This window comes from Streptomyces sp. WM4235, assembly GCF_001279725.1.
GTDB lineage: Bacteria > Actinomycetota > Actinomycetes > Streptomycetales > Streptomycetaceae > Streptomyces.
Window position 1 is genome coordinate 1 of the sequence record NZ_LGDE01000478.1, and the last position, 18,382, is coordinate 18,382.

Genomic DNA, 18,382 nt, shown 5'->3' on the forward strand with positions numbered 1-18,382 from the left:
GAAACCGGCACCGAAAAGAATCAAAGCGAGCAGAAGAACAAGAAGCAGGGGAACCATGATTATCAACCTCCGAAGCGTCTTCTGCCCTGGCAATCCCCGCGCATGCGTTCTTATTTAGGCGTTTCTTATCTGCCCAGGCGGGCAACCGCACGGCCCTTCCGTCAGCGCCCCGATTCCCCTGTGACAGCCTTTCGGCGCATCGGGAACAGGCCGAGGGCGAGGCCCGTCAGATGAAGGGGAAGGTCAAGAACGCCTTCAAGCGCTGATCTTCAGCATGGGAGCCGGCGCGCCGCGGACCGCGGTGCCGGCCCCCACGCGTGTCCGCTCGAAGGACGGTCGGCTCAGGCGGCGAGCCGGGAAGGGGGCTGTCGCAGTTGTGCCTGGCCGAAGAGGAGGGCGTAACCGTCGGGCAGGCGGCGGAGGATGCGGGCCAGGAGGTCGGGTCCTGCGAGGGAGGCGACGGCTGCGAGGACGGCGCCGGCGTCCCAGCGGGCGGTGGCCGGGGTTCCGCCGGTGCGGGTGGCCAGGTCCTTGACGAAGCCCCAGCCGGTGAGCTGTTCGCTGTCGGGTCCGGGGGCGGTCAGTACGAGGGCGGCGTCGGTGGGCAGGCGGTGGGCGAGGTCGACGCGTTCGTCGCCGACGATCTGCCGGCCGAGCGCGGTCAGGACGGTGCGTACGACCTCTTCGGCGCGTTCGCGGGTGGGGTAGGCGCCTTCGTAGCGCACGCGTTCCAGCATCTGGTCGAACGTCATGGCGGTGGTGGGCCGGTCCGGGCGAGGCTGGTCGTACATGGCGGTGCGGTTGCCCTTCTCTTCGAGGGGTCGTGACGGGGTGTGGCGGTGGTCAGGTGGGCTGGGGGTGGCCGAACAACAGGTCGTAGCCCGGCGGGAGTTGAAGGAGGACGTCGCGGGTGAGGGCGTCGCCCGCGGCTGCGGCGGCGGTGGACAGGACGGCGCCGATGTCCCACAGGGCCGTCTTCTCGGTGGCGCCGTCGATCCAGGCGGCGGTCGCGCGGACGAAACGCTCGGGTGAGAGCGGTTCGGCGGCCTGGAGGGGGTTGAGGAGGATCAGGGCGTAGGTCTCGGGGAGCCGGGCGGCGAGTTCGGCGCGCACGGCCCCTGCCAGATGTGCGCCCAGCAGGGCCAGGACGACCCGGGCGGCGCGATCGGCTTCGTGCGACGTTCGGTACTCGCCGCGCTCCTGAACGTGGCTGAGGAAGGCCTCCTGACGCATCGGCATCACATCACCTCCGGGGAGGAATGAGTGGGTACGGGGTGGGTGGAGGGCGGGCGCGGAGGACGGGTGCCGGAGGGGGATCGGTTCCCCCGTCCTCCGCCGCCGGGCGTGCTCCGGATCAGCCTGAGATCTGCTTGAGGCCGTCGGTGCCGCCGATGCTGATCTTCCTCGGCTTGGCGCGTTCGGCGATCGGGATCCGCAGGGTCAGAACACCCGCGTCGTAGTCGGCCTGGATCCGCTCGGTGTCGAGGGTGTCGGCCAGCACGATCTGGCGGGAGAAGACACCGAGGGGCCGCTCGGAGAGCTCCATCTGCACGGTGTCCGTCTTCGCGACCGGGCGGCGCTCGGCCTTCACCCGCAGCATGTTCCGCTCGACGTCGATGTCGATCGCCTCCGGATTCACGCCCGGGAGGTCGAAGGCGATCACGTACTCCTCGCCCTGACGGTAGGCGTCCATCGGCATGACCGACGGCTTCGACCAGGTCCCCGACGTGCCCGACAGCTGCTGGACGATCCGGTCCATCTCGCGGAACGGGTCAGTGCGCATCAACATCGCGAAACACCTCCACTTGGCTCAGGCAGGAACTGCCAATGCGCTTCAACGTGCCTCCGTTGTAGCATGTCATCGAAACGATGACAAGTGTGGTGTCATCCATTGGACGACTACTGTTCTTCGACGACTGCTGTTCGAGGAGTTCCATGACCAAGCCCGAGCCCGAGCCCGCCCGCTCGACCGAAACGATCCCCTTCCCTGCCGTGGCCGCGGCATTGGAAGCCATCGACCAGACCCTGCGAAACACCCGGCGCCAACCGACGGGAGCGCGGGCGGCCGACCCGGCACCCTCGGCGGACCCGACACCCTCGGCGGACCCGGACCCCCGCCCGGCTCTGGCCGCGCTGCTGATGCTGCGCGAGATCCGAGAGCAACTCGCCGGCTGGGAGAGCGGCCTGATCGAAACCGCCCGCGATCAGGGCGCGAGCTGGGCCGATCTCGCCGGACCGCTCGGTGTCGCGAGCCGCCAGGCCGCCGAACGCCGCTATCTGCGCCTGCGCCCGGGCACCGCCGGCAGCACGGGAGAGCAGCGCGTCCAGGCCACCCGCGACTCACGCGCCGCCGAGCGGACGGTGACCGCCTGGGCCCGCGACAACGCCGCCGATCTGCGCCGTCTCGCCGGTCAGGTCAGCGCCCTCACCGGCCTCCCGGCCGCCGCCGAGATCGCCGTGGGAGACCTGAACCAGGCTCTCGCCGACAACGACGTCGCCCACCTCGTCCAACCCCTGGCCGACACCCGGGCCCATCTGCGCCCCGAGGACTCCGACCTCGCCGACCGCATCGACGCCATGACCCGGCACACCGGCCGACTCCGGCAGGACAGTCACGACCAGCGCAACACCTGACCCGACGCGTCAGGCCGCGCTCCCTCGCGCGACGCGTGCCGGGCACGCCCCCGGTGTGTCGCCTCCCCCACCGTTCCCCTCTCGAAGAAATGATCCCGACCATGACGAACTTCCTCGCGGTGGAGCGCGCCCTGCGCACGGCCGCGCCCCACGACCTCCTCCGGTCGATCCGCGCCGCCCTGATCGAGCACTACCACGCGATCGAGGTCGACCTCCTCATGGCCGATTACAGCCTCACCGTGCTCCAGCCGGTGACCGCACTGCCCCAAACCGCGGATCCCCTGCCCGTACAGTCCAGCCCCGAGGGCCGGGCATTCGGCAGTCAGGAGCCCTACGAGCAGTCCACGGCCCAGGACGGCGCCGTGGACCTGCACCTTCCGGTGACCGTCCGCGGCGACCGGTTGGGGATCCTCACCGTGCGGATGCCCGAGGACGCGTGCACCGCGGAGACCGTCGGTGAACTGACCGACCTGGCGGAACTCCTGGGACACGAGATCGTCGTGGCCGAGCGCGACACCGACCTCTACCTCCAGGCGCGACGAGCCAGCCGTCTCACCCTGGCGGCCGAGGTGCAGTGGCAACTGCTGCCCGCGCGCGCATGCGCCCGCCCGGAGTACGCCATCGGGGCCCAACTGGAGCCCGCCTACGACATCCACGGCGACAACTTCGACTGGTCCACCACCGCCGACGCCCTCACCCTGACCGTCACCAACGGAATGGGCGAGGGAATCCAGGCCTCTCTCCTGACCAACCTCGCGATCAACGCGTTGCGCAACGCCAGGCGGGCGGGCGTGGACATCGCCGATCAGGCGGTGCTCGCCGACCAGGCGGTCTACGGGCAGTACCGCGGGCACCAGTACGTGTCGACCCTCCTGCTGTCCTTCGAACTGTCCACCGGTCGGGGCAAGGTCGTGGACGCCGGCTCTCCACAGCTGTGGCGCTACAGAGACAGATCCGTCGAACGCATCGAGTTCGACGCGCAACTCCCCCTCGGAATGATCGAGGAATCCGACTACACCGCACAGGACTTCCAGGCCCTGCCCGGCGACCGTCTGATCTTCGCCAGCGACGGTGTGTACGCGGCCGCCCGCGAAGGCGGGGAAACGTACAGCGAACGCGCCCTGGCCCGGGCGATCCACGCCACCAGTCTGCTGCCCGCCGCGGCCGTGCCGCGCGCGATCCTCCAGGAACTGGCCGCGTACCGCGACGCCGACCCCGACGACGACGCCCTCGTCCTGTGCATGGACTGGTTCGGCAGGCCCGCAGAGGCCTGACCCCGCCCGCGCGCCTCGATCGGAACACCTGTTCGTCACTCGGTCGAGGTGGAGGTTCGGGAAGGATCGACCGTTCGGTACCGTGATCACATGGACGCATGGAGTCACCATGCGCGTGGTCGACCCCTCCGGACTTCCGGCGGGGAGGAATGAGGTTGCAGTGAGCCTGTCGAAGCCCGAGATCGACTTTCCCGAAGGCGACCCGCCCGCCGACCTGCGGATCAGGGACATCGTCGTGGGGGACGGCGCCGAGGCGAAGCCCGGCAGCACGGTCGAGGTCCACTACGCGGGGGTCACCTTTTCGACCGGGGAGGAGTTCGACGCCTCCTGGAACCGGGGACAGTCGTTCAGGTTCCCGCTGGGGGCCGGCAGGGTCATCAAGGGCTGGGACCAGGGAGTCGCGGGCATGAAGGTCGGAGGGCGGCGCGAGCTCACCATCCCGCCGCACCTCGCCTACGGCAGCCAGTCGCCCTCCCCGCTGATCCCACCGGACTCGACGCTCATCTTCGTCGTGGACCTGCTCGGAGTCTGAGCCAGACCCCACGACTGTCCGGCCTCACCGTTGCCCGGCCTCACCGTTGCCCGGCCTCACCGTCGCGCGGTGACGCCGTTGCGCGGTGACGCCGTCGCGCGGTGACGCCGGGCAGCGTGGGACCGCGAGTACGGTCCCTGTCGCGTCAAGGTCGGCTGCGATCCGGGCGGTGGTCGGCGGGCATCGCCGCACCGCTCACCGGTCCTTGGTGTGGTACGGACTGTCCGTCGGTCCCAAATGCCGGCGGTGCGGCGGCCAGTTGTTCGCGCTGTCCGGTGAACTCGCTTGCCGGGCGGGGCTCGGGGCGGCGGCCACGTCACCGTCCAGGATGGGCATGGACACCACGCTGCCCCCGATCGGGGGTTGCACGACTCTCACGCTGGGCCGGCGCTCTGCTCGCGGCCGTTCGGCTTCAGGCGCCTCGGGGAAAGTCAGGGTGGTCGACGTAGGGCGACGCGAGGTCGAGCAGGTCGCCGCATGGCCAGGGGTCGCCGTCGAACTGGCAGTCGTCGCGGTCCTCCCACGGCAGTTCCGGGTCACCCACGGCCGGGCTGAGGACGTGGCGGGCCAGGACGCGTCGCTTGGCCTCGATCTCGCGCAGCACGCGGGCCGGGTCGTGCAGGGCCAGATGCAGGGCGATCGCGGGAGGGAAGCCCGAGATCTCCACCTCGCAGAAGTCGACCGTGTCCCCGTGGGCGGACCACCGCCCGCATCCGTCACCGTCGCAACGCCGGGCCAGTTCGGTCTCGTCGTCCAGCCGCGCCTTGAGGAATGTCACCAGGGCTTCACTCATGTGGACATCCTCGCCGATGTGCTGGGCTTCATCGCGTGACATCTGCCGTGCGCTCACCTCCCCCGTCTGGCCTGCCTCTCGGGCACCCGCCCTCGCTGCCGGCGTCGGTGCCACCACCCTGGCCATCCTCCTGCGCGGTGCGGACGCCACGCTGTGGGTAGGCGAGTACAACCGCTCCTGGCACAGCGCCCACACGGGCCCCGCCGGCGGCCAAGGAAGCCTCGCCGCCGCGCACTTCGACGACGGCGCCTCGGACTGTTTCCCAACCTCCGGGCTGTTTCCCGGCTTTGCGCGGACGGTTCAGTCGAAGTTGTCGAGTCCGCTCAGGAGGTAGGCCACGTGAAGCCCGGTGTTGAGGTACTGCTCGAAGGTTTCGTTGTTGAGTGCTCGTGGTGACCGTCGCTGCCGGATGAGGCTGATGGCCGCGTCAGGGGCGTGGCCCAGTTCGATGAGGGACTGTGCGACGACCAGTCCGGAGCGGTTGTAACCGGAATGGCAGCGCACGAGCACGGTGCGACCGTCTCGTAGGGCATGTGTCGTGGTGCGGGCCAGCTCCTGGACGGAGTGGAGCTGGTCTGCGGTGAGCGGGCCGTCGGGGAGCTCGGCGATCAGGTGCCGGACTGCCGGGTGCGGGCCGTGGCCTGCGCGGGTGAACAGACTGATGACCAGATCGAACTCGTCGCCCGCGACAGCCGGCCGGACTTCGCCGACGCGGTCGGTCCAGAAATGTCCGCCCATCCAGAGTCCTGGTCTGATCTCGCTCCAGGGCTCATCGGGCTCCGGGACATCCCGGTTCTTCTGACGGGTCTTCATTTCGCTCCCCTCCCCGAGGCACAACGGCGTGGGCCGGCTCCGGTGTTCCCCATCGCCCGTGATGGGGGGGCTCCTTGAGCCTGAGGCACTCGATTCTCGCCGTCACGGCAGCCAAGGCGGTTGCCCGGCCGATGGCCCGTCCGATGGCCCGTCCGCCGGTCAGGGATTCAGCGCCGACCGCGGTCAGGGGTGATGACCTCGCGTACGGCTTCGGCGACGGCCCGGAAGTCCTTCCTCAGGATCGCCCCGTGGTTGCCGGCGACCTTCGCGCCGAGTCGTATGTTCGGCTTGCGCGCGAACACCGGATCGAGACCCGCCCGAATGCGTTCTTGCTCATCACCCTTGCTCCGAAGGACGTGCCCGAGGCAAGCACACACCGCACCGGGACCGTGATGTTGTCCAGCACCGGGCGCCCAGGCGCCGCGCCGACGCCGCAAGGTTCAGGCGCCGCGCCGACCCGCGCAGGTTCAGGCGCCGGCCGACGGTCTCGATGCGGCGCGGCTACGCGTCCGTGGCGGCCGGGGCGAGGGAGTCGACGTCATCCATGAAACTCAGCATCCGGGCGTTGACCATGTCCGGGTGGTCGATCTGCGGACCGTGGCCGGTCGCGGAGACGATCTCGGCGCGGGCCCCCGGTATCAGGCGCGGCAAGCGCTCCAGCTGCCGATCGGGGTGCACGAGCAGGCTGCGCTTGCCCATGATCAGGTAGAACGGCGTCCTTATGGAGCCCAGTTCCCGGTCGGACAGCGGCAGCGGGGCGGGTCGGCGGATACGGAAGGCCCGGGCGCCGATCTGAACCCATCTACGGAGCTCGGGAACGGCGATGACGGGCTGCTCCAGCCAGGCGGCGAGGCGGGGGCGCAGCACCTTGGGTGCGAAACTGGCGAAGAGGCTGACGAACACCCAGGCGAAGAAGCGCAGGCCCACCTTCTCCAGACCGCCCGGGTCGAGGGCCGTGACGGAGGCGAGGCGTTCGGGTCGCCGGTGGGCCTGGTTGATGACGAGCCAGCCACCGTAGGAGGAGCCGACCAGGTGGACCTTGTCGAGACCGAGGGCGTCGAGGGCTTCGTCCATCCATTGGGCGGCGCGCTCGGGCTGCCACATCGGTTCGCGCTGGACGCTGCGGCCGGCGTCGCCGGGGGTGTCGAGGGCGTAGACGGGGCGATCGAGGCTGAGTCCGGGGGTGTTGGGATACCACATGGCGGAGCTGTAGCCCGCACCGTGGATCAGGACGATCGGCGTGCGGGACTCGGCGGCCGGGTCGGTGGGCCCGTGGCGGTAGACGTGTGTGGTGCCGAAGCTCGTCTCCACGTCCGTCTCGGAGCGGATGGGCGCGCCCATCGCGTAGAGCACGTCTCCGGCGGCGAAGTAGCGGTCGCGCAGGACGTCGTTGACGTAGCGGCCGACGTCGCGGCGCGCACGGGTCGTGTTGTCGGGCACGGGGCACCTCCGGAGAAGATTCGATATTCGTGATACGACCGTACCATGACATTGATACAGCGGTACCATGAAACTGTCCGGACCGAACCGGGCGGCGGTGGCCCCCGTGCCGAGGGCCGGAGACAACACGGATGCCGAAGCGCGTGGGCCATGAGGAACGGCGCACCCGGACGTGCCCGCGCCGTCGCCGGAGCCGCCCATCCACGTCGCGGTGCCCGAGGGCCGCACGCGACCACGACCCGCTCCCCTGCCGTGGGGTAGAACTCAACCGGTCTGCACGCCAGTTCAGCCCGCGGCTCCCGGGCACGCATGAGCAGGACAGCGTCGGCCTGGGCGGTACCGTGTCCAGGGCTCCAGGCCGGTCCGGCGCGGCAACGCGGCCATCGACCAGTTCCAGCTCGATGTCCATGGGTCCATGGTGCACGCCTTCGTGCGCATCGCCTCCAGGATCGGCTGGACCGTGGAGTCCGCCCGGATGGTGATGGCGCCGGCCAGGGTGGCCGAGGCCCGGTGGACGGAGCCGGACTCCGGCCTGTCGACGCCGTGATGAACCGCGGCACGCTCACCGACGCCGGAGGGGCCGCAAGTCCTCGGAAGGGTGATACGCCGAGTCGAACGCGATCCGCATGCGAATCGTCAAGCCGCGGTTGGCCGGGCGCATCTCCTGGAACATGTGTTCACGATCTGCCCCCGATTCGGCCGTGACGAGGCGCCCTTGGCGCCGTTCTTAGAGCACCAGTGCCCCTGCCGCACCCATCTGGAGGACACCGTGCATCCCGCGCCCTGCCCCCGGTACACCCTGGCCACATTCGAACACCACGGGGCGCCGCACCGTGCCCCGCCGCGACCGAGACACAGGGTTGACGGGGCCGGCGGCCGGCCCCACCGCTCATCGCGAACCGGTTCGGGGTGCAGGCCGTGACCGGGAGGCAGGAGAAGGACGAAGCGCGGCAGGGCAAGGACGAGGCGATTCCTTCGGTGTCGGATTCGGAGAGGCTCCTCTTCGGCGGGGAGTTGGCGTACGACATCGGCTGGGACCGGCATGAGGGCGCGTGGCTGAAGCTTCGACTGTGGAGCATGGCCAAGGGCCTGCCGCGGATGGTCGGCATGGGGGTGCGGCTCGCCCACCTCGCCGACGCCCGCGCCCTGCGCGTGGTCCTCGGCGCCGAACTCGGCCGCGGTGTCACCCAGGCGGTCGGGCTGGTCGCCGTCAACGGCGTTCTGGGCCATCTCCTGGGCGGCGGCTCCACGAACGAACGCCTCGCCCACGCCGTACCCGCCCTGGTGGTGATCGCGGTGACGGCGTTACTGGGCTCGCTGCTGCGGTCCGCGTCCACGGCCGCGACGGGCACCCTGGAACCGAAGGTTCAGCGGGTCGCGACCGAGCGGTATCTGGGGCTGGTGCACCGCGTGGAGCTGGCGGCGATCGAGGACGACGAGTTCCACCGGTTACTGGACGCCGCCCGCTACGGAGCCGACTCCGCCCGCCGGATGATCCGTTACTGCACCGACACACTGAACTCGGCGATCTCGCTGATCGCCGCGGCCGGCGTCCTCACGGTGCTCCACCCGGCGCTGCTGCCGCTCCTGGTCCTGATGACCCTGCCGAGCGCCTGGAGTTCTCTGACGATCTCCAAGCATCGCTACATCTCCTTTCACACGTTCGTCCAGCACGCCCGCGCGGGGCTCCTGCTCGGGCAGCTCCTGACACAGCAGGAAGCCGCCGCCGAAGTCCGCGTCCACGAGGTCGGTCCGTTCCTGCTGGAGCACTTCCGGAACATGGCCGAGACCAGTGAGCGCGAGCAGACCCGGCTGGCCCGCAAGGCCGCACGGGTCGGCCTGATCGCCGACGGAGCCGGCGGCCTCGCGACGGTGCTCACGTACGGGGCGCTGGGACTGCTGCTGTGGAGCGGGACTATGGAACTCGCGGTCGCCGGAACGGCGGTCCTGGCGATCCGTACCGGTGCGTCCAGCCTCGACTCTCTGGTGCTGCAGATCACCGACCTGCACCAGGAGTCCCTCTTCGTCGCCGACTACGAGCGCCTGTGCACCGAGGCCGAGGCCCGCGCCATCCCCACCACCGGCGAGCCGCTGCCGGAGCGGCTGCGGGAGATCCGCTTCGAGAAAGTCACCTTCACCTACCCGGGGAGCACCGGCGAGCACCCGGAACCGACCCTGCGCGAGGTGTCCCTGTCCTTCCCGATGGGCAAGGTCATCGCCCTGGTCGGGGAGAACGGCTCCGGCAAGTCCACCCTGATCAAACTCCTGGCCGGCCTGTACCTCCCCGACGAGGGGGGAGGCACGATCTGGTGGGACGGGGTCGACGCCGCCAAGGCAGACCGCGGACAGATCTTCTCCAGGGTCGGGCTGATGTCGCAGTCCTTCTTCCATTGGCCGTTCACGTTCCGGGTCAACATCGGTATCGGCCGGCCGACCCACCCGATCGACGATCGGGCGGTCGAGACCGCCGCCGCCTACTCGGGCGCCGACACCGTCCTCGCCGGCCTGCCCCGCGGACTCGGCACGTTGCTGGCCCGCGGCTACCGGGGCGGGCACCAGATCTCCGGCGGCCAGTGGCAGAAGATCGGCATCAGTCGGGCGAAGTACAAGGACGCCCAGATCCTCGTGGTCGACGAGCCCACCAGCGCGCTCGACGCGGTCGCCGAGCAGAAGGTCTTCGACCAGATCCGGGCCCTCGCCGCCACCGGCCAGACCATCGTCCTGATCACACACCGGCTCCACTCCGTACGGCACGCCGACGTCATCCACGTCCTGAAGGACGGGCAGGTCGCCGAGTCCGGCACCTTCGCCGAACTCATGGACGAGACCGCCGGCGGCGGGGAGTTCCGCAGCGCCTACCTCGTGCAGGCGGCGGCCTTCGCCGACAGCCTGCCCGCTCCGCGCGACGGCGGCGCGGACGCCAGGGCGGAGGGCAAGGCGTGAGCGTTGCGGACGCGGGCGCGGCCCCGGACACGGGCGCGGCCCCGGACACGGAAGCGGGCGCGGCCCCGGACACGGCCCCGGGCGGGCTCCGATGCTCTGGCCGGTCGCCCGCCTCGGGGTGCCCGGGAGTCGGCCACCTCGTGATGAGCCACCCCGCCGTCAGGGGCCCCGCCGCCGGCCGGACACCCCGGTCTCGTGGCGCGGACACCGGGCCCCCGCCGCCGTGGTGTCCACACTTCCGCCCTCCCACCTTCGTGCCGGTCCCCGTCGTCGCGCCGTCGCGCCGTCCGCCGGCGTCCGTACCCGATCCCAAGGAGCCTCCGCATGACCGCCCTGTCCACCGAACCGCCCGGAACCGCCGCGTTGCTCGTCAACTCCCGCGGCGAGTACCTCCTTCACCTGCGCGACGCCAACAAACCGTGGATCTGTGACCCGGGTACGTGGTCGATCCCGGGCGGGGACCGGGAAGGCACGGAATCCTGCCGTCAGGCCGTCGAGCGGGAACTGTACGAAGAGACCGGCCTGCGCGTGCCGGTGGAGCCGCTGACCGTCGTCGACACGCACGGCCCGGACGGCGGTCAGAGCCGGATTCAGGTCTACGTCGGCGCCTGGGAAGGCGACGCCGGCACGCTGCCGTGCCCCGAGGGGATCATGTTCCGCTGGTTCGACGCCGAGACCACGGCCTGGCTGACCATGTGCCCGTGGACGGCCGAGGTCATCGCCCTGCACCGGAGGTCCGCGCCTGTCCCCGCGGCGAAGCCCCCGCGTGTCGGGGGGAGCCGGGCCCGCCTGAACGTGCTGGGCGTCCACCTCCACCTCCAGCGCGAGGACGGCAGGATCCTCCTCGGGCTGCGCCACCCGGACGTGGCCTTCGCCGGCCGGACCTGGCACTTTCTGGCAGGTCACTGCGAGACGGAAGGAGCGCTGGCCTGCCTGATCCGAGAAGCCTAGGAGGAAGCCGGCCTGACGATCAGGCCTGAGGACGTCGAACTGGTGCACACCGTGCACATGCTCGACGAGAACGAGAACGAGAACGAGAACGAGAACGGCGACGGCCTGCCCCGGCTCGGGCTCGTCTTCCGGGCACGGACCTGGTCGGGGACCCCGGAGGTCCGGGAGCCGGACAAGTGCCTGGAATGGGCGTGGTTCGACCCGTCCCGGCTTCCCGAGCCGATCGTCCCCTACACGCGGCTGGCGATCGACGGCATTCTCGGCGGGCGCCTGTACTCCGAGATGGGCTGGTGATCGTCATGACGCCTCCGCGGCCGGGCACGTCCCTGCCGTTCGCTCCCCGACCAGGCGGTGCGCGGTGAGCGGGCGGCGGCATGCCGAGCCGGTGGACGTCCACCTGATCCTGCGGAGGGAGACCGGGGAGGTGCCGGAGGTTCTGCTGTCGAGGCGGGCCGGCCAGGTGTACGCGGCCGGGCTGTGGCATCTTCCGTCGGGGCATCTGGACGGCCCGCACGAGGACGTCGTCACCGCCCTGGTGCGCGAGGCCCGGGAGGAGACCGGCGTCGACATCGACCCGGCCGATGTGCGGGCCGCCGTCACCTTGCACCACCGCGGCCCGGGCGGATCCTCGCGCACCGGATTCTTCTTCGAGGTCCGGCGGTGGACGGGCGAGCCCCGGATCGCGGAGCCGGACGTCTGTAACGCGATGGGCTGGGCCGGCCTGGACGCTCTGCCCGCCCCGATGGTGGCGTACTGCCGTGCCGGCCTGGACGCGTACGCGGCCGGGGCCCGGCTCGCGGTGCACTTCCAGCAACCCGGCGACACCATCGCCTACGACCCCTCCGCCGACCGGCTCCGCCTCGTCCCGGACGTGGCCGCCCCGGCGTCGGGCAGCCGCCCCGACGCCCGAGTCGTGGAGTTCACGGAGCGGGCGATCGGACGGATCACCCAGTGGACGGATTCGTCGTGGGCCCGCGAGAACAGCCGTGTGTGGCGGGTCCGAGGTGCCGAAGGCGGCGCCTGGTACGTGAAGGTCCACCAGAACGACAGGTTCCACGGTCGTGAGGTGAACGCGCTCCGCACATGGGCACCGGGTCTGGGCGCGGCAGCGCCCCGGCTGCTGGCCGCCGACGCGGCGCTGCGGGCGGTCGTCGTCAGCACGGTGCCCGGCCGCCCGCTGCACGGCGTGAGCTTCCCCCCTGAACAGGAGTGTGAGTTGTTCCATCGGATCGGCGCGCTGGCCCGCCGTATCCACGAGTCCTCTCCCCCGCGCCCCGCCCCCGTCGGCAGCGGCCCGGCGGTCACCAAGGTCGAACGCCACCTGGCGGCGGCCCGGCCCCATCTGGGGCCCGGTGATGCCGAGTTCGTCCGCGAGCTCGTCCGGCAGGCCGAGGACCTGCCTCCGCCGGAGTGGGTGGAGACCCACGGGGATTTCCAGCTCCGCAACATCCTGTACGCCCCCGAGGACCCCGGAGGATCCCTGGCGGTGATCGACTTCGAGCGCAGTGAGCCCGGCCCGGCGGTACGCGACCTGGTCCGGCTGTCCGACGCCTGGGCCGGCCGCCCCGATGTCCACCGGGCGTTCCTCGCCGGGTACGGCAGGCCCCTGACCGATGCCGAAGAGGCCCGGCTGATCATCGACATGGCCCTCGACGCGGTGAGCGGGATCGGTTTCGGCATCGTTCACGGCGACCCGGAACTGGTGGAGCGGGGCCGTCGGACGCCGGCCCGGCTGCGCGCCGGGCACCGTTCACCGCACCCATCGACGGAGGGCGCCCCGTGACCCTGCCCGCCGGGAGCGGGCGGCGAGGCGGACGGCGGGCGGACAGGCGCGGGGGCCGGGGGAGCCCGATCGGTGCCACCCGTCTGCCGGCTTTCCGGAGAGGACGCCGTCCGCTGATCCGTCCACGTGCGGCCCAGCGCCGGGGGCCGCCCGACGCGGCCCCTCACGGGCCACGCCGTACGCGAACACCACCATCACCACCGCACAGTCGAGGAGAAGCATCGTGGGGTACACCAGCCGCGAGGAGTGGCAGCGGCACTTCGCCGACGGGATGGGCTTCCGCCGGCTGGGGGACGTCGAGCGGGCGCTGCTCGCGGAGCATGCTCCGGCCCCGGACGGTGGCGGTCGGGCCTTGGAGGTCGGTTGCGGTACCGGGGAGCTGGCCGTCCACCTGTCCGGCGTGGGATACGTGGTGGACGCCGCGGACTTCACCGACAGCGCGCTCGCCCGGGCTCGGGCGGAACACCCGGACGCGCGGGGGGTGCGCTGGTTGCGGCTGGACGTCGAGCGCGATGATCCCGCGCCGTTGGACGCCGATGGCTACGACCTGATCGTCATGCGGCTGGTGGCCGCCTTCCTTCGGGACCGCAGCCGCGTCCTGCACGGTCTCGGGCAACGGCTGCGTCCCGGCGGCGCGCTCGTGGTCATCACGCCCACGGCCGAGAACACCCCGGCCCACCGACGGGACATCGCGCTCGACGACGGCGAGATCCGCATGCTCGGCGCCGGCTGGCAACAGGCCGAGCAGTTGGACGCGGACGGACTGGCCGTGCTGGTCCTGCGCGGCCCCGGTCACGTCGACACCACCGCGGCGGAGATGGATGCGCCTCCGGTGCACGCGCAGGCGCAGGCGCTCGCGGTCGTCACCGACGAGTACGGGCGGGTTCTGCTGGGCCGCTCCGAGCGGAACATGTGGGAACTCCCCGGCGGAAAGACCGTCGGTGGCGAGGACTTCGCCGCGGCGGCGGTGCGAGAGCCGGCGGAGGGGACCGGACTGGTCGCCGATCCGGCCGACGCGTACGTGGTGACGCTGCTCGCCGACGTCAGCCACGGCGCACCCCGCCTGACCGCGGTCGTTCGGATCACCGCCCGGTCCGGCACGCTCTCCCACCCCGGACAACGGCCCTGCGAGCGCTGGGAGTTCCACGACCTTCACGCGCTGGCCTGCCTCGGGAGGGTGTTCACCCCAGCCGCGACGGCCCTGGACGCGATCTGGCCCGGGGTCCTCCCCGGTCTGCCGCCCGTCCATGCCTATCCCCTCATCGTGGAGCAGCCGCCCCTGCCAATGGCGACACCCACTCCTCCACCCGCCGACCGCGAACCACCCTCCGTCCTCGGTGTGTTCGCCCATCCTGACGACGAGAGCCTCCTGGCCGGCGGGGTGCTGGCCCGGCATGCCGCCGCCGGGGCCCGCACCGCGGTCGTCACCGCGACCTGGGCCCCGGACGGCCCGCGGGCCGCCGAACTCGCGCGCGCCCTGTCCGTGCTGGGCGCGGACGAGCCGCGCATGCTCGGCTTCCGTGATGCCCGTGCCGAGGCCTCGGCGCCCGGGCGACCTCGGTGGTGCGACACGGACCTGAACGAAGCCATCGGCCACGTGGTCGCGCACATCCGACAGTTCCGACCCGACATCGTGATCACCCACGACGCGGTCGGCCAGTTGACGGGCCACCCCGACCACCGGCGAACCCACCAGGTGGCCCTGCTGGCGGTGGAGGCCGCCGGCCTCGCGCACCTCCATCCCGAAGCCGGTGAGCCTTGGCAGCCCGGCGCCCTCTACGCGGCCACCCACCCGCACTCCGGGATCGGCGACCTCGGGCCGCTACTGAGCGGCGTAGGGAAATCCCTGCTCAGCGTCCCGGACGCGTACGCGACCGCCACGGTGGACGTGACGAGGTGGCTCGACCGGAAGTGGGCCGCGATCACCTGTCACCGCAGCCAACTCCAGGGCGAGCGCCCGCTTCCCGCGCTGCTCGGCCGGCTCGACGAAGAGCTCCGCTCCCGGATTCTGGGCACCGAGTACTTCACGCGTCTCTGCCTGACCCCCGATGTACCGGGCCTGGGGCACCTGGCGCCGTGACCCGCAACGCGCCGCCCCGTCAGATGAGTTGGGAGAAAGGGACGATGTCTACCATGTCAGGGGCGGCCTACCGAGGTGTACCGAAATCCGATCTCGCGCAGGCGGGTCGGGTCGAGGAGGTTGCGGCCGTCGAAGAGGACCGGTGTGCGCATGACGTCGTGGGCCTGGGTCCAGTCCGCTTCGGCGAGTTCGGGCCATTCGGTGACGATCACTGCCGCGTCCGCTCCGGTGAGGGCTTCCGTCGGGGTGGGGAATCGGGTCACGGCGTCCCATGGCAGGCCTGCGGCCGGGCGGGCCAGGGGGTCCCAGGAGCGCACGTGTGCGCCTTCGGCGAGGAGGCGACCGGCGAGCACGGTGGAGGGTGCCTCGCGCATGTCATCGGTGCCGGGCTTGAACGCCATGCCCAGGAGAACGACGTGCTTGCCCGCGAGGTCCCCCAGTTCGTCCTTCAGGCGTTGGATCGCGCGGCGCTTCTGGATGTTGTTCACGTTGATCACGGCGGTGAGGAGCTGGGGGTGGAAGCCGGTGTTGGAGGCCATCTGCCGCAGCGCTTCACTGTCCTTGGGGAAGCAGGAGCCGCCCCAGCCGATCCCGGGGCGCAGGAAGTGGGCGCCGAGGCGGTGATCCATGCCCACGGCGCCGAGAACCTCGGTGACGTCGGCGCCGGTGTTCTCGCACAAGGTGGCGATCTCGTTGGCGAAGCTGATCTTCGTGGCGAGGAGTGCGTTGGAGGCGAGCTTGACCATTTCGGCGGACTTCACGTCCATCGTGGCCACCGGGGCGTTGATGCCGGAGTGCAGGTCGGCGACCAGGGCGCCCGCGTCGGCGTCGTCCTGCCCGATCACGATGCGGTCCGGGTTCATGAAGTCGGTGATGGCGCGGCCTTCGGCGGTGAATTCGGGGTTGGAGACATAGCCGACGTGGGAAAGCCCGATCTCGTCCAGGAGGGCTCGGGCTCGAACTCCGGTGCCGACGGGAACCGTGGACTTCACGACGACGGCGCGCAGTTCATCACCGGTGGTGAGGGAGCGGATCACCTCCCAGACACGGGTGAGGTCGGCGTCGCCGGAGGCGGAGGGTGGCGTGTCCACGCACACGTAGGCGATCTCGGCGCCGGTGAGGGCCTCGGTGAGGTCAAGGGTGAAGGAGAGGCGTTCCTTGTTCCGGGCGATCATGTCGCCCAGCCCCGGCTCGTGGATGGGGACCTCGCCGGCACGGAGGACGCGGACGCGTTCGGGGCTGATGTCGCGGAGCGTCACGTTGTGGCCGAGTTCGGCGAGGCATGCGCCGGTCACCAGTCCGATGTAACCGGCGCCGAACACCGCGACGCGTCGCTCTGCCATGGCCTGTCCACCCTCGTGCTGGTTCCGGTCGACTGCTCGGACGCGCCCGGACGGCGTCCCGTGCTCGCCCGACACCCTACTCGGGTGCGCTCACTCGGCCGGACTCGTGACGTACGGCCGGATGGGGCGCCGGGGCGGGGGCGGGGCGTCGGCCCTGCGGCGCCCGTCGGTGTTCCGGCGGCTTCCGGCGGCTTCCGGCGGCTTCCGGCGGCTTCCGGCGGCTTCCGGCGGCTTCCGGCGGCTTCCGGCGGGGCCGATAGCATGTCCGGGCCCGGCCGCCCACTCCGGTGACAGGCCGCTTACAGCAAGGGGACCCCACAGTGAGTCGGCACCGTTGCGCCCGTGCGGCAGTGTTCTCGGCCGGTTCCTGGGGCACTGCCGTCGCCAAGATCATGGCTGATGCGGGCACCCGCGTCATCGTGCACGCCCGCCGCGACGAGATCGTCGATGCGATCAACACCCGCCACCGCAACCCCGACTACTTCCCGGGCATCGGGTTGCCCGTCAACCTGACGGCGACGACCGACCCGGCGGCCGCACTGGACGGCGCGGACCTCCTGGTGCTGTCCATCCCCGCGCAGTCCCTGCGGGCCGGCCTGGCCGCATGGGCCCCGCACATCGGGCCCGACACCCTGATCCTGTCGCTGATGAAGGGCGTCGAACTGGGCAGCGGGCTGCGGGCGAGCCAGGTCATCACCGAGGTGACCGGCGTGAGCGCGGAACGCGTCGCGGTACTGTCCGGACCGAATCTCGCGCGCGAGATCATGGCCGGCCGGCCCGCCGCCGCCACCATCGCCTGCCCCGACGAGGACGCCGCCCAGCGTGTCCAACGGGCTTGCCACACACCGTACTTCCGTCCCTACACCAGCACCGACGTGATCGGCTGCGAGCTGGGCGGCGCGGTCAAGAACGTCATCGCCCTCGCGGTGGGCATCGCCTCGGGCATGGGCCTCGGCGACAACGCCGCAGCGATGCTCATCACCCGCGGACTGGCCGAGACCACACGACTGGCCGCGGCCATGGGCGCCCACCCGGCCACCCTCGCGGGGCTCTCCGGTCTGGGCGACCTGGTGGCCACCTGCTCTTCCCCGCTCTCCCGCAACCGCACCTTCGGCAGCCACCTCGGTCGCGGCCTGAGCGTCGAGGAGGCGACGGCCGCCACCCGGCAGACCACGGAAGGTGTCAAGTCCGCACAGGCGATCCTCGCCCTGGCGCACACCCACGGCGTGGAGATGCCGATCACCGACGTGGTCTCCGCCCTGCTGCACGAGAAGATCACCCTCGACCAGGCCGCCGACGCGCTGACGCGGCGGCCTCCCCAACCCGAGCGCTGACCCCGAGGTCGAGGAGGACGAGGGTCGCCTTCACCGCCACCGGCACCGGCACCGGCACCGCCACCGCGTTCTCGTTCTCGTCCTCGTCCTCGTCCGACGCACCGAGGAGGATGGTGGGCTTGCCGGCCTCGGTCTGCGGCAGGCCGCCCTGGACGGGTGCGTCCAACCACCTTGTGTGTGAGGGCAGTTCGGCGCTCCGACACGCCCCTGCGGCCGGGCCGATGGTCGACATGTCGATGACGAGCGCGCCGGGACGCAGCGCCGGGGGCCGCCCCGTAGGCCCCGTAGGCCCCGTTGGCCCCGTAGGCCCCGTCGGCCCCGAGGAGTAACTCGCGCACGGCGTTGCGGGTCCGGCGGCATGCTGATGACCACATCGGCGTCGGAGACGACCGCACCGCAACCGACAGGGAGGGCGCGCTGCGCGCCGCCAACCGCGGCGAGCAGGCCGGCGGGCCTTCGCTC

At 71.3% G+C, this 18,382-nt stretch carries 19 protein-coding genes and 1 pseudogene; 10 read left to right on the forward strand and 10 right to left on the reverse strand.

The features are described from left to right. The 4 genes and pseudogenes from ADK55_RS41110 to ADK55_RS35365 form a co-directional block, all read right to left on the reverse strand. Positions 1–93: pseudogene (locus ADK55_RS41110) on the reverse strand (hydrophobic protein); the annotation flags it as partial. 248 nt (positions 94–341) lie between these two features. Then, a complete protein-coding gene (locus ADK55_RS35355; protein ID WP_053685113.1) occupies positions 342–791 on the reverse strand; it encodes a DUF2267 domain-containing protein in 450 nt (149 codons plus the stop codon). 52 nt (positions 792–843) lie between these two features. Continuing rightward, complete coding sequence (locus ADK55_RS35360; protein WP_053685116.1) at positions 844–1,239, reverse strand: DUF2267 domain-containing protein; 396 nt, start codon at positions 1,237–1,239, stop codon at positions 844–846. A gap of 115 nt (positions 1,240–1,354) precedes the next feature. Next, positions 1,355–1,789, reverse strand: coding sequence for an Hsp20/alpha crystallin family protein (locus ADK55_RS35365; RefSeq protein ID WP_199826716.1), 435 nt, complete (start codon positions 1,787–1,789; stop codon positions 1,355–1,357). 146 nt (positions 1,790–1,935) lie between these two features. Here ADK55_RS35365 and ADK55_RS35370 point away from each other — a divergent pair, with 146 nt between their 5' ends. From ADK55_RS35370 to ADK55_RS35380, 3 genes are all read left to right on the forward strand, one after another. After that, a complete protein-coding gene (locus tag ADK55_RS35370; protein WP_053685118.1) occupies positions 1,936–2,634 on the forward strand; it encodes a hypothetical protein in 699 nt (232 codons plus the stop codon). Positions 2,635–2,735: 101 nt separating this feature from the next. Further along, a complete protein-coding gene (locus ADK55_RS35375; protein WP_053685135.1) occupies positions 2,736–3,908 on the forward strand; it encodes a PP2C family protein-serine/threonine phosphatase in 1,173 nt (390 codons plus the stop codon). Positions 3,909–4,068: 160 nt separating this feature from the next. Beyond that, the gene (locus tag ADK55_RS35380; RefSeq protein ID WP_053685120.1) at positions 4,069–4,440 is read left to right on the forward strand and encodes an FKBP-type peptidyl-prolyl cis-trans isomerase; all 372 of its coding nucleotides are present in this window, start codon (positions 4,069–4,071) and stop codon (positions 4,438–4,440) included. A 412-nt stretch (positions 4,441–4,852) separates the two neighbouring features. Here the strand turns inward: ADK55_RS35380 and ADK55_RS35385 are convergent, their stop codons facing one another. The 4 genes from ADK55_RS35385 to ADK55_RS35395 form a co-directional block, all read right to left on the reverse strand. Continuing rightward, a complete protein-coding gene (locus tag ADK55_RS35385; RefSeq protein WP_053685122.1) occupies positions 4,853–5,233 on the reverse strand; it encodes a DUF6221 family protein in 381 nt (126 codons plus the stop codon). Between the two features lie 300 nt (positions 5,234–5,533). Continuing rightward, the gene (locus tag ADK55_RS35390; protein ID WP_053685124.1) at positions 5,534–6,046 is read right to left on the reverse strand and encodes a protein-tyrosine phosphatase family protein; all 513 of its coding nucleotides are present in this window, start codon (positions 6,044–6,046) and stop codon (positions 5,534–5,536) included. Between the two features lie 167 nt (positions 6,047–6,213). After that, on the reverse strand, positions 6,214–6,348 hold the full coding sequence (locus ADK55_RS40625) for a hypothetical protein (protein ID WP_267887378.1): 135 nt from the start codon (positions 6,346–6,348) through the stop codon (positions 6,214–6,216). A 199-nt stretch (positions 6,349–6,547) separates the two neighbouring features. Next, positions 6,548–7,486 carry an alpha/beta fold hydrolase gene (locus ADK55_RS35395; RefSeq protein ID WP_053685125.1) on the reverse strand — a complete coding sequence of 313 codons (939 nt, stop codon included), beginning with the start codon at positions 7,484–7,486 and terminating at the stop codon, positions 6,548–6,550. 415 nt (positions 7,487–7,901) lie between these two features. Between ADK55_RS35395 and ADK55_RS40630 the strand changes: the two genes are divergently transcribed. The 6 genes from ADK55_RS40630 (at position 7,902) to ADK55_RS41115 (ending at position 15,243) form a co-directional block, all read left to right on the forward strand. Then, entirely contained in the window at positions 7,902–8,033 is a 132-nt protein-coding gene (locus tag ADK55_RS40630) for a hypothetical protein (protein ID WP_267887379.1), read from the forward strand. 530 nt (positions 8,034–8,563) lie between these two features. Continuing rightward, the gene (locus ADK55_RS35400; RefSeq protein ID WP_234350385.1) at positions 8,564–10,429 is read left to right on the forward strand and encodes an ABC transporter ATP-binding protein; all 1,866 of its coding nucleotides are present in this window, start codon (positions 8,564–8,566) and stop codon (positions 10,427–10,429) included. A 324-nt stretch (positions 10,430–10,753) separates the two neighbouring features. Further along, positions 10,754–11,380 (forward strand): NUDIX domain-containing protein, encoded by a 627-nt coding sequence (locus tag ADK55_RS37305; protein WP_234350382.1) that lies wholly within the window; start codon positions 10,754–10,756, stop codon positions 11,378–11,380. A gap of 42 nt (positions 11,381–11,422) precedes the next feature. Continuing rightward, on the forward strand, positions 11,423–11,674 hold the full coding sequence (locus ADK55_RS40365; RefSeq protein ID WP_234350383.1) for a hypothetical protein: 252 nt from the start codon (positions 11,423–11,425) through the stop codon (positions 11,672–11,674). A gap of 91 nt (positions 11,675–11,765) precedes the next feature. Beyond that, a complete protein-coding gene (locus ADK55_RS35415; RefSeq protein ID WP_234350384.1) occupies positions 11,766–13,163 on the forward strand; it encodes a phosphotransferase in 1,398 nt (465 codons plus the stop codon). Between the two features lie 223 nt (positions 13,164–13,386). Beyond that, on the forward strand, positions 13,387–15,243 hold the full coding sequence (locus tag ADK55_RS41115; protein ID WP_420713734.1) for a PIG-L family deacetylase: 1,857 nt from the start codon (positions 13,387–13,389) through the stop codon (positions 15,241–15,243). 56 nt (positions 15,244–15,299) lie between these two features. Here the strand turns inward: ADK55_RS41115 and ADK55_RS35430 are convergent, their stop codons facing one another. Further along, positions 15,300–16,586, reverse strand: a complete 1,287-nt coding sequence (locus ADK55_RS35430; protein ID WP_053685129.1) for a UDP-glucose dehydrogenase family protein — start codon at positions 16,584–16,586, stop codon at positions 15,300–15,302. Between the two features lie 320 nt (positions 16,587–16,906). Between ADK55_RS35430 and ADK55_RS35435 the strand changes: the two genes are divergently transcribed. Next, positions 16,907–17,920, forward strand: a complete 1,014-nt coding sequence (locus tag ADK55_RS35435) for an NAD(P)H-dependent glycerol-3-phosphate dehydrogenase (RefSeq protein ID WP_053685131.1) — start codon at positions 16,907–16,909, stop codon at positions 17,918–17,920. Here ADK55_RS35435 and ADK55_RS40635 read toward each other — a convergent pair. After that, entirely contained in the window at positions 17,862–18,320 is a 459-nt protein-coding gene (locus tag ADK55_RS40635; protein WP_078999800.1) for an NAD(P)-binding domain-containing protein, read from the reverse strand. The two genes, ADK55_RS35435 and ADK55_RS40635, sit on opposite strands and share 59 nt — an antisense overlap. Positions 18,321–18,382 lie beyond the last annotated feature (62 nt).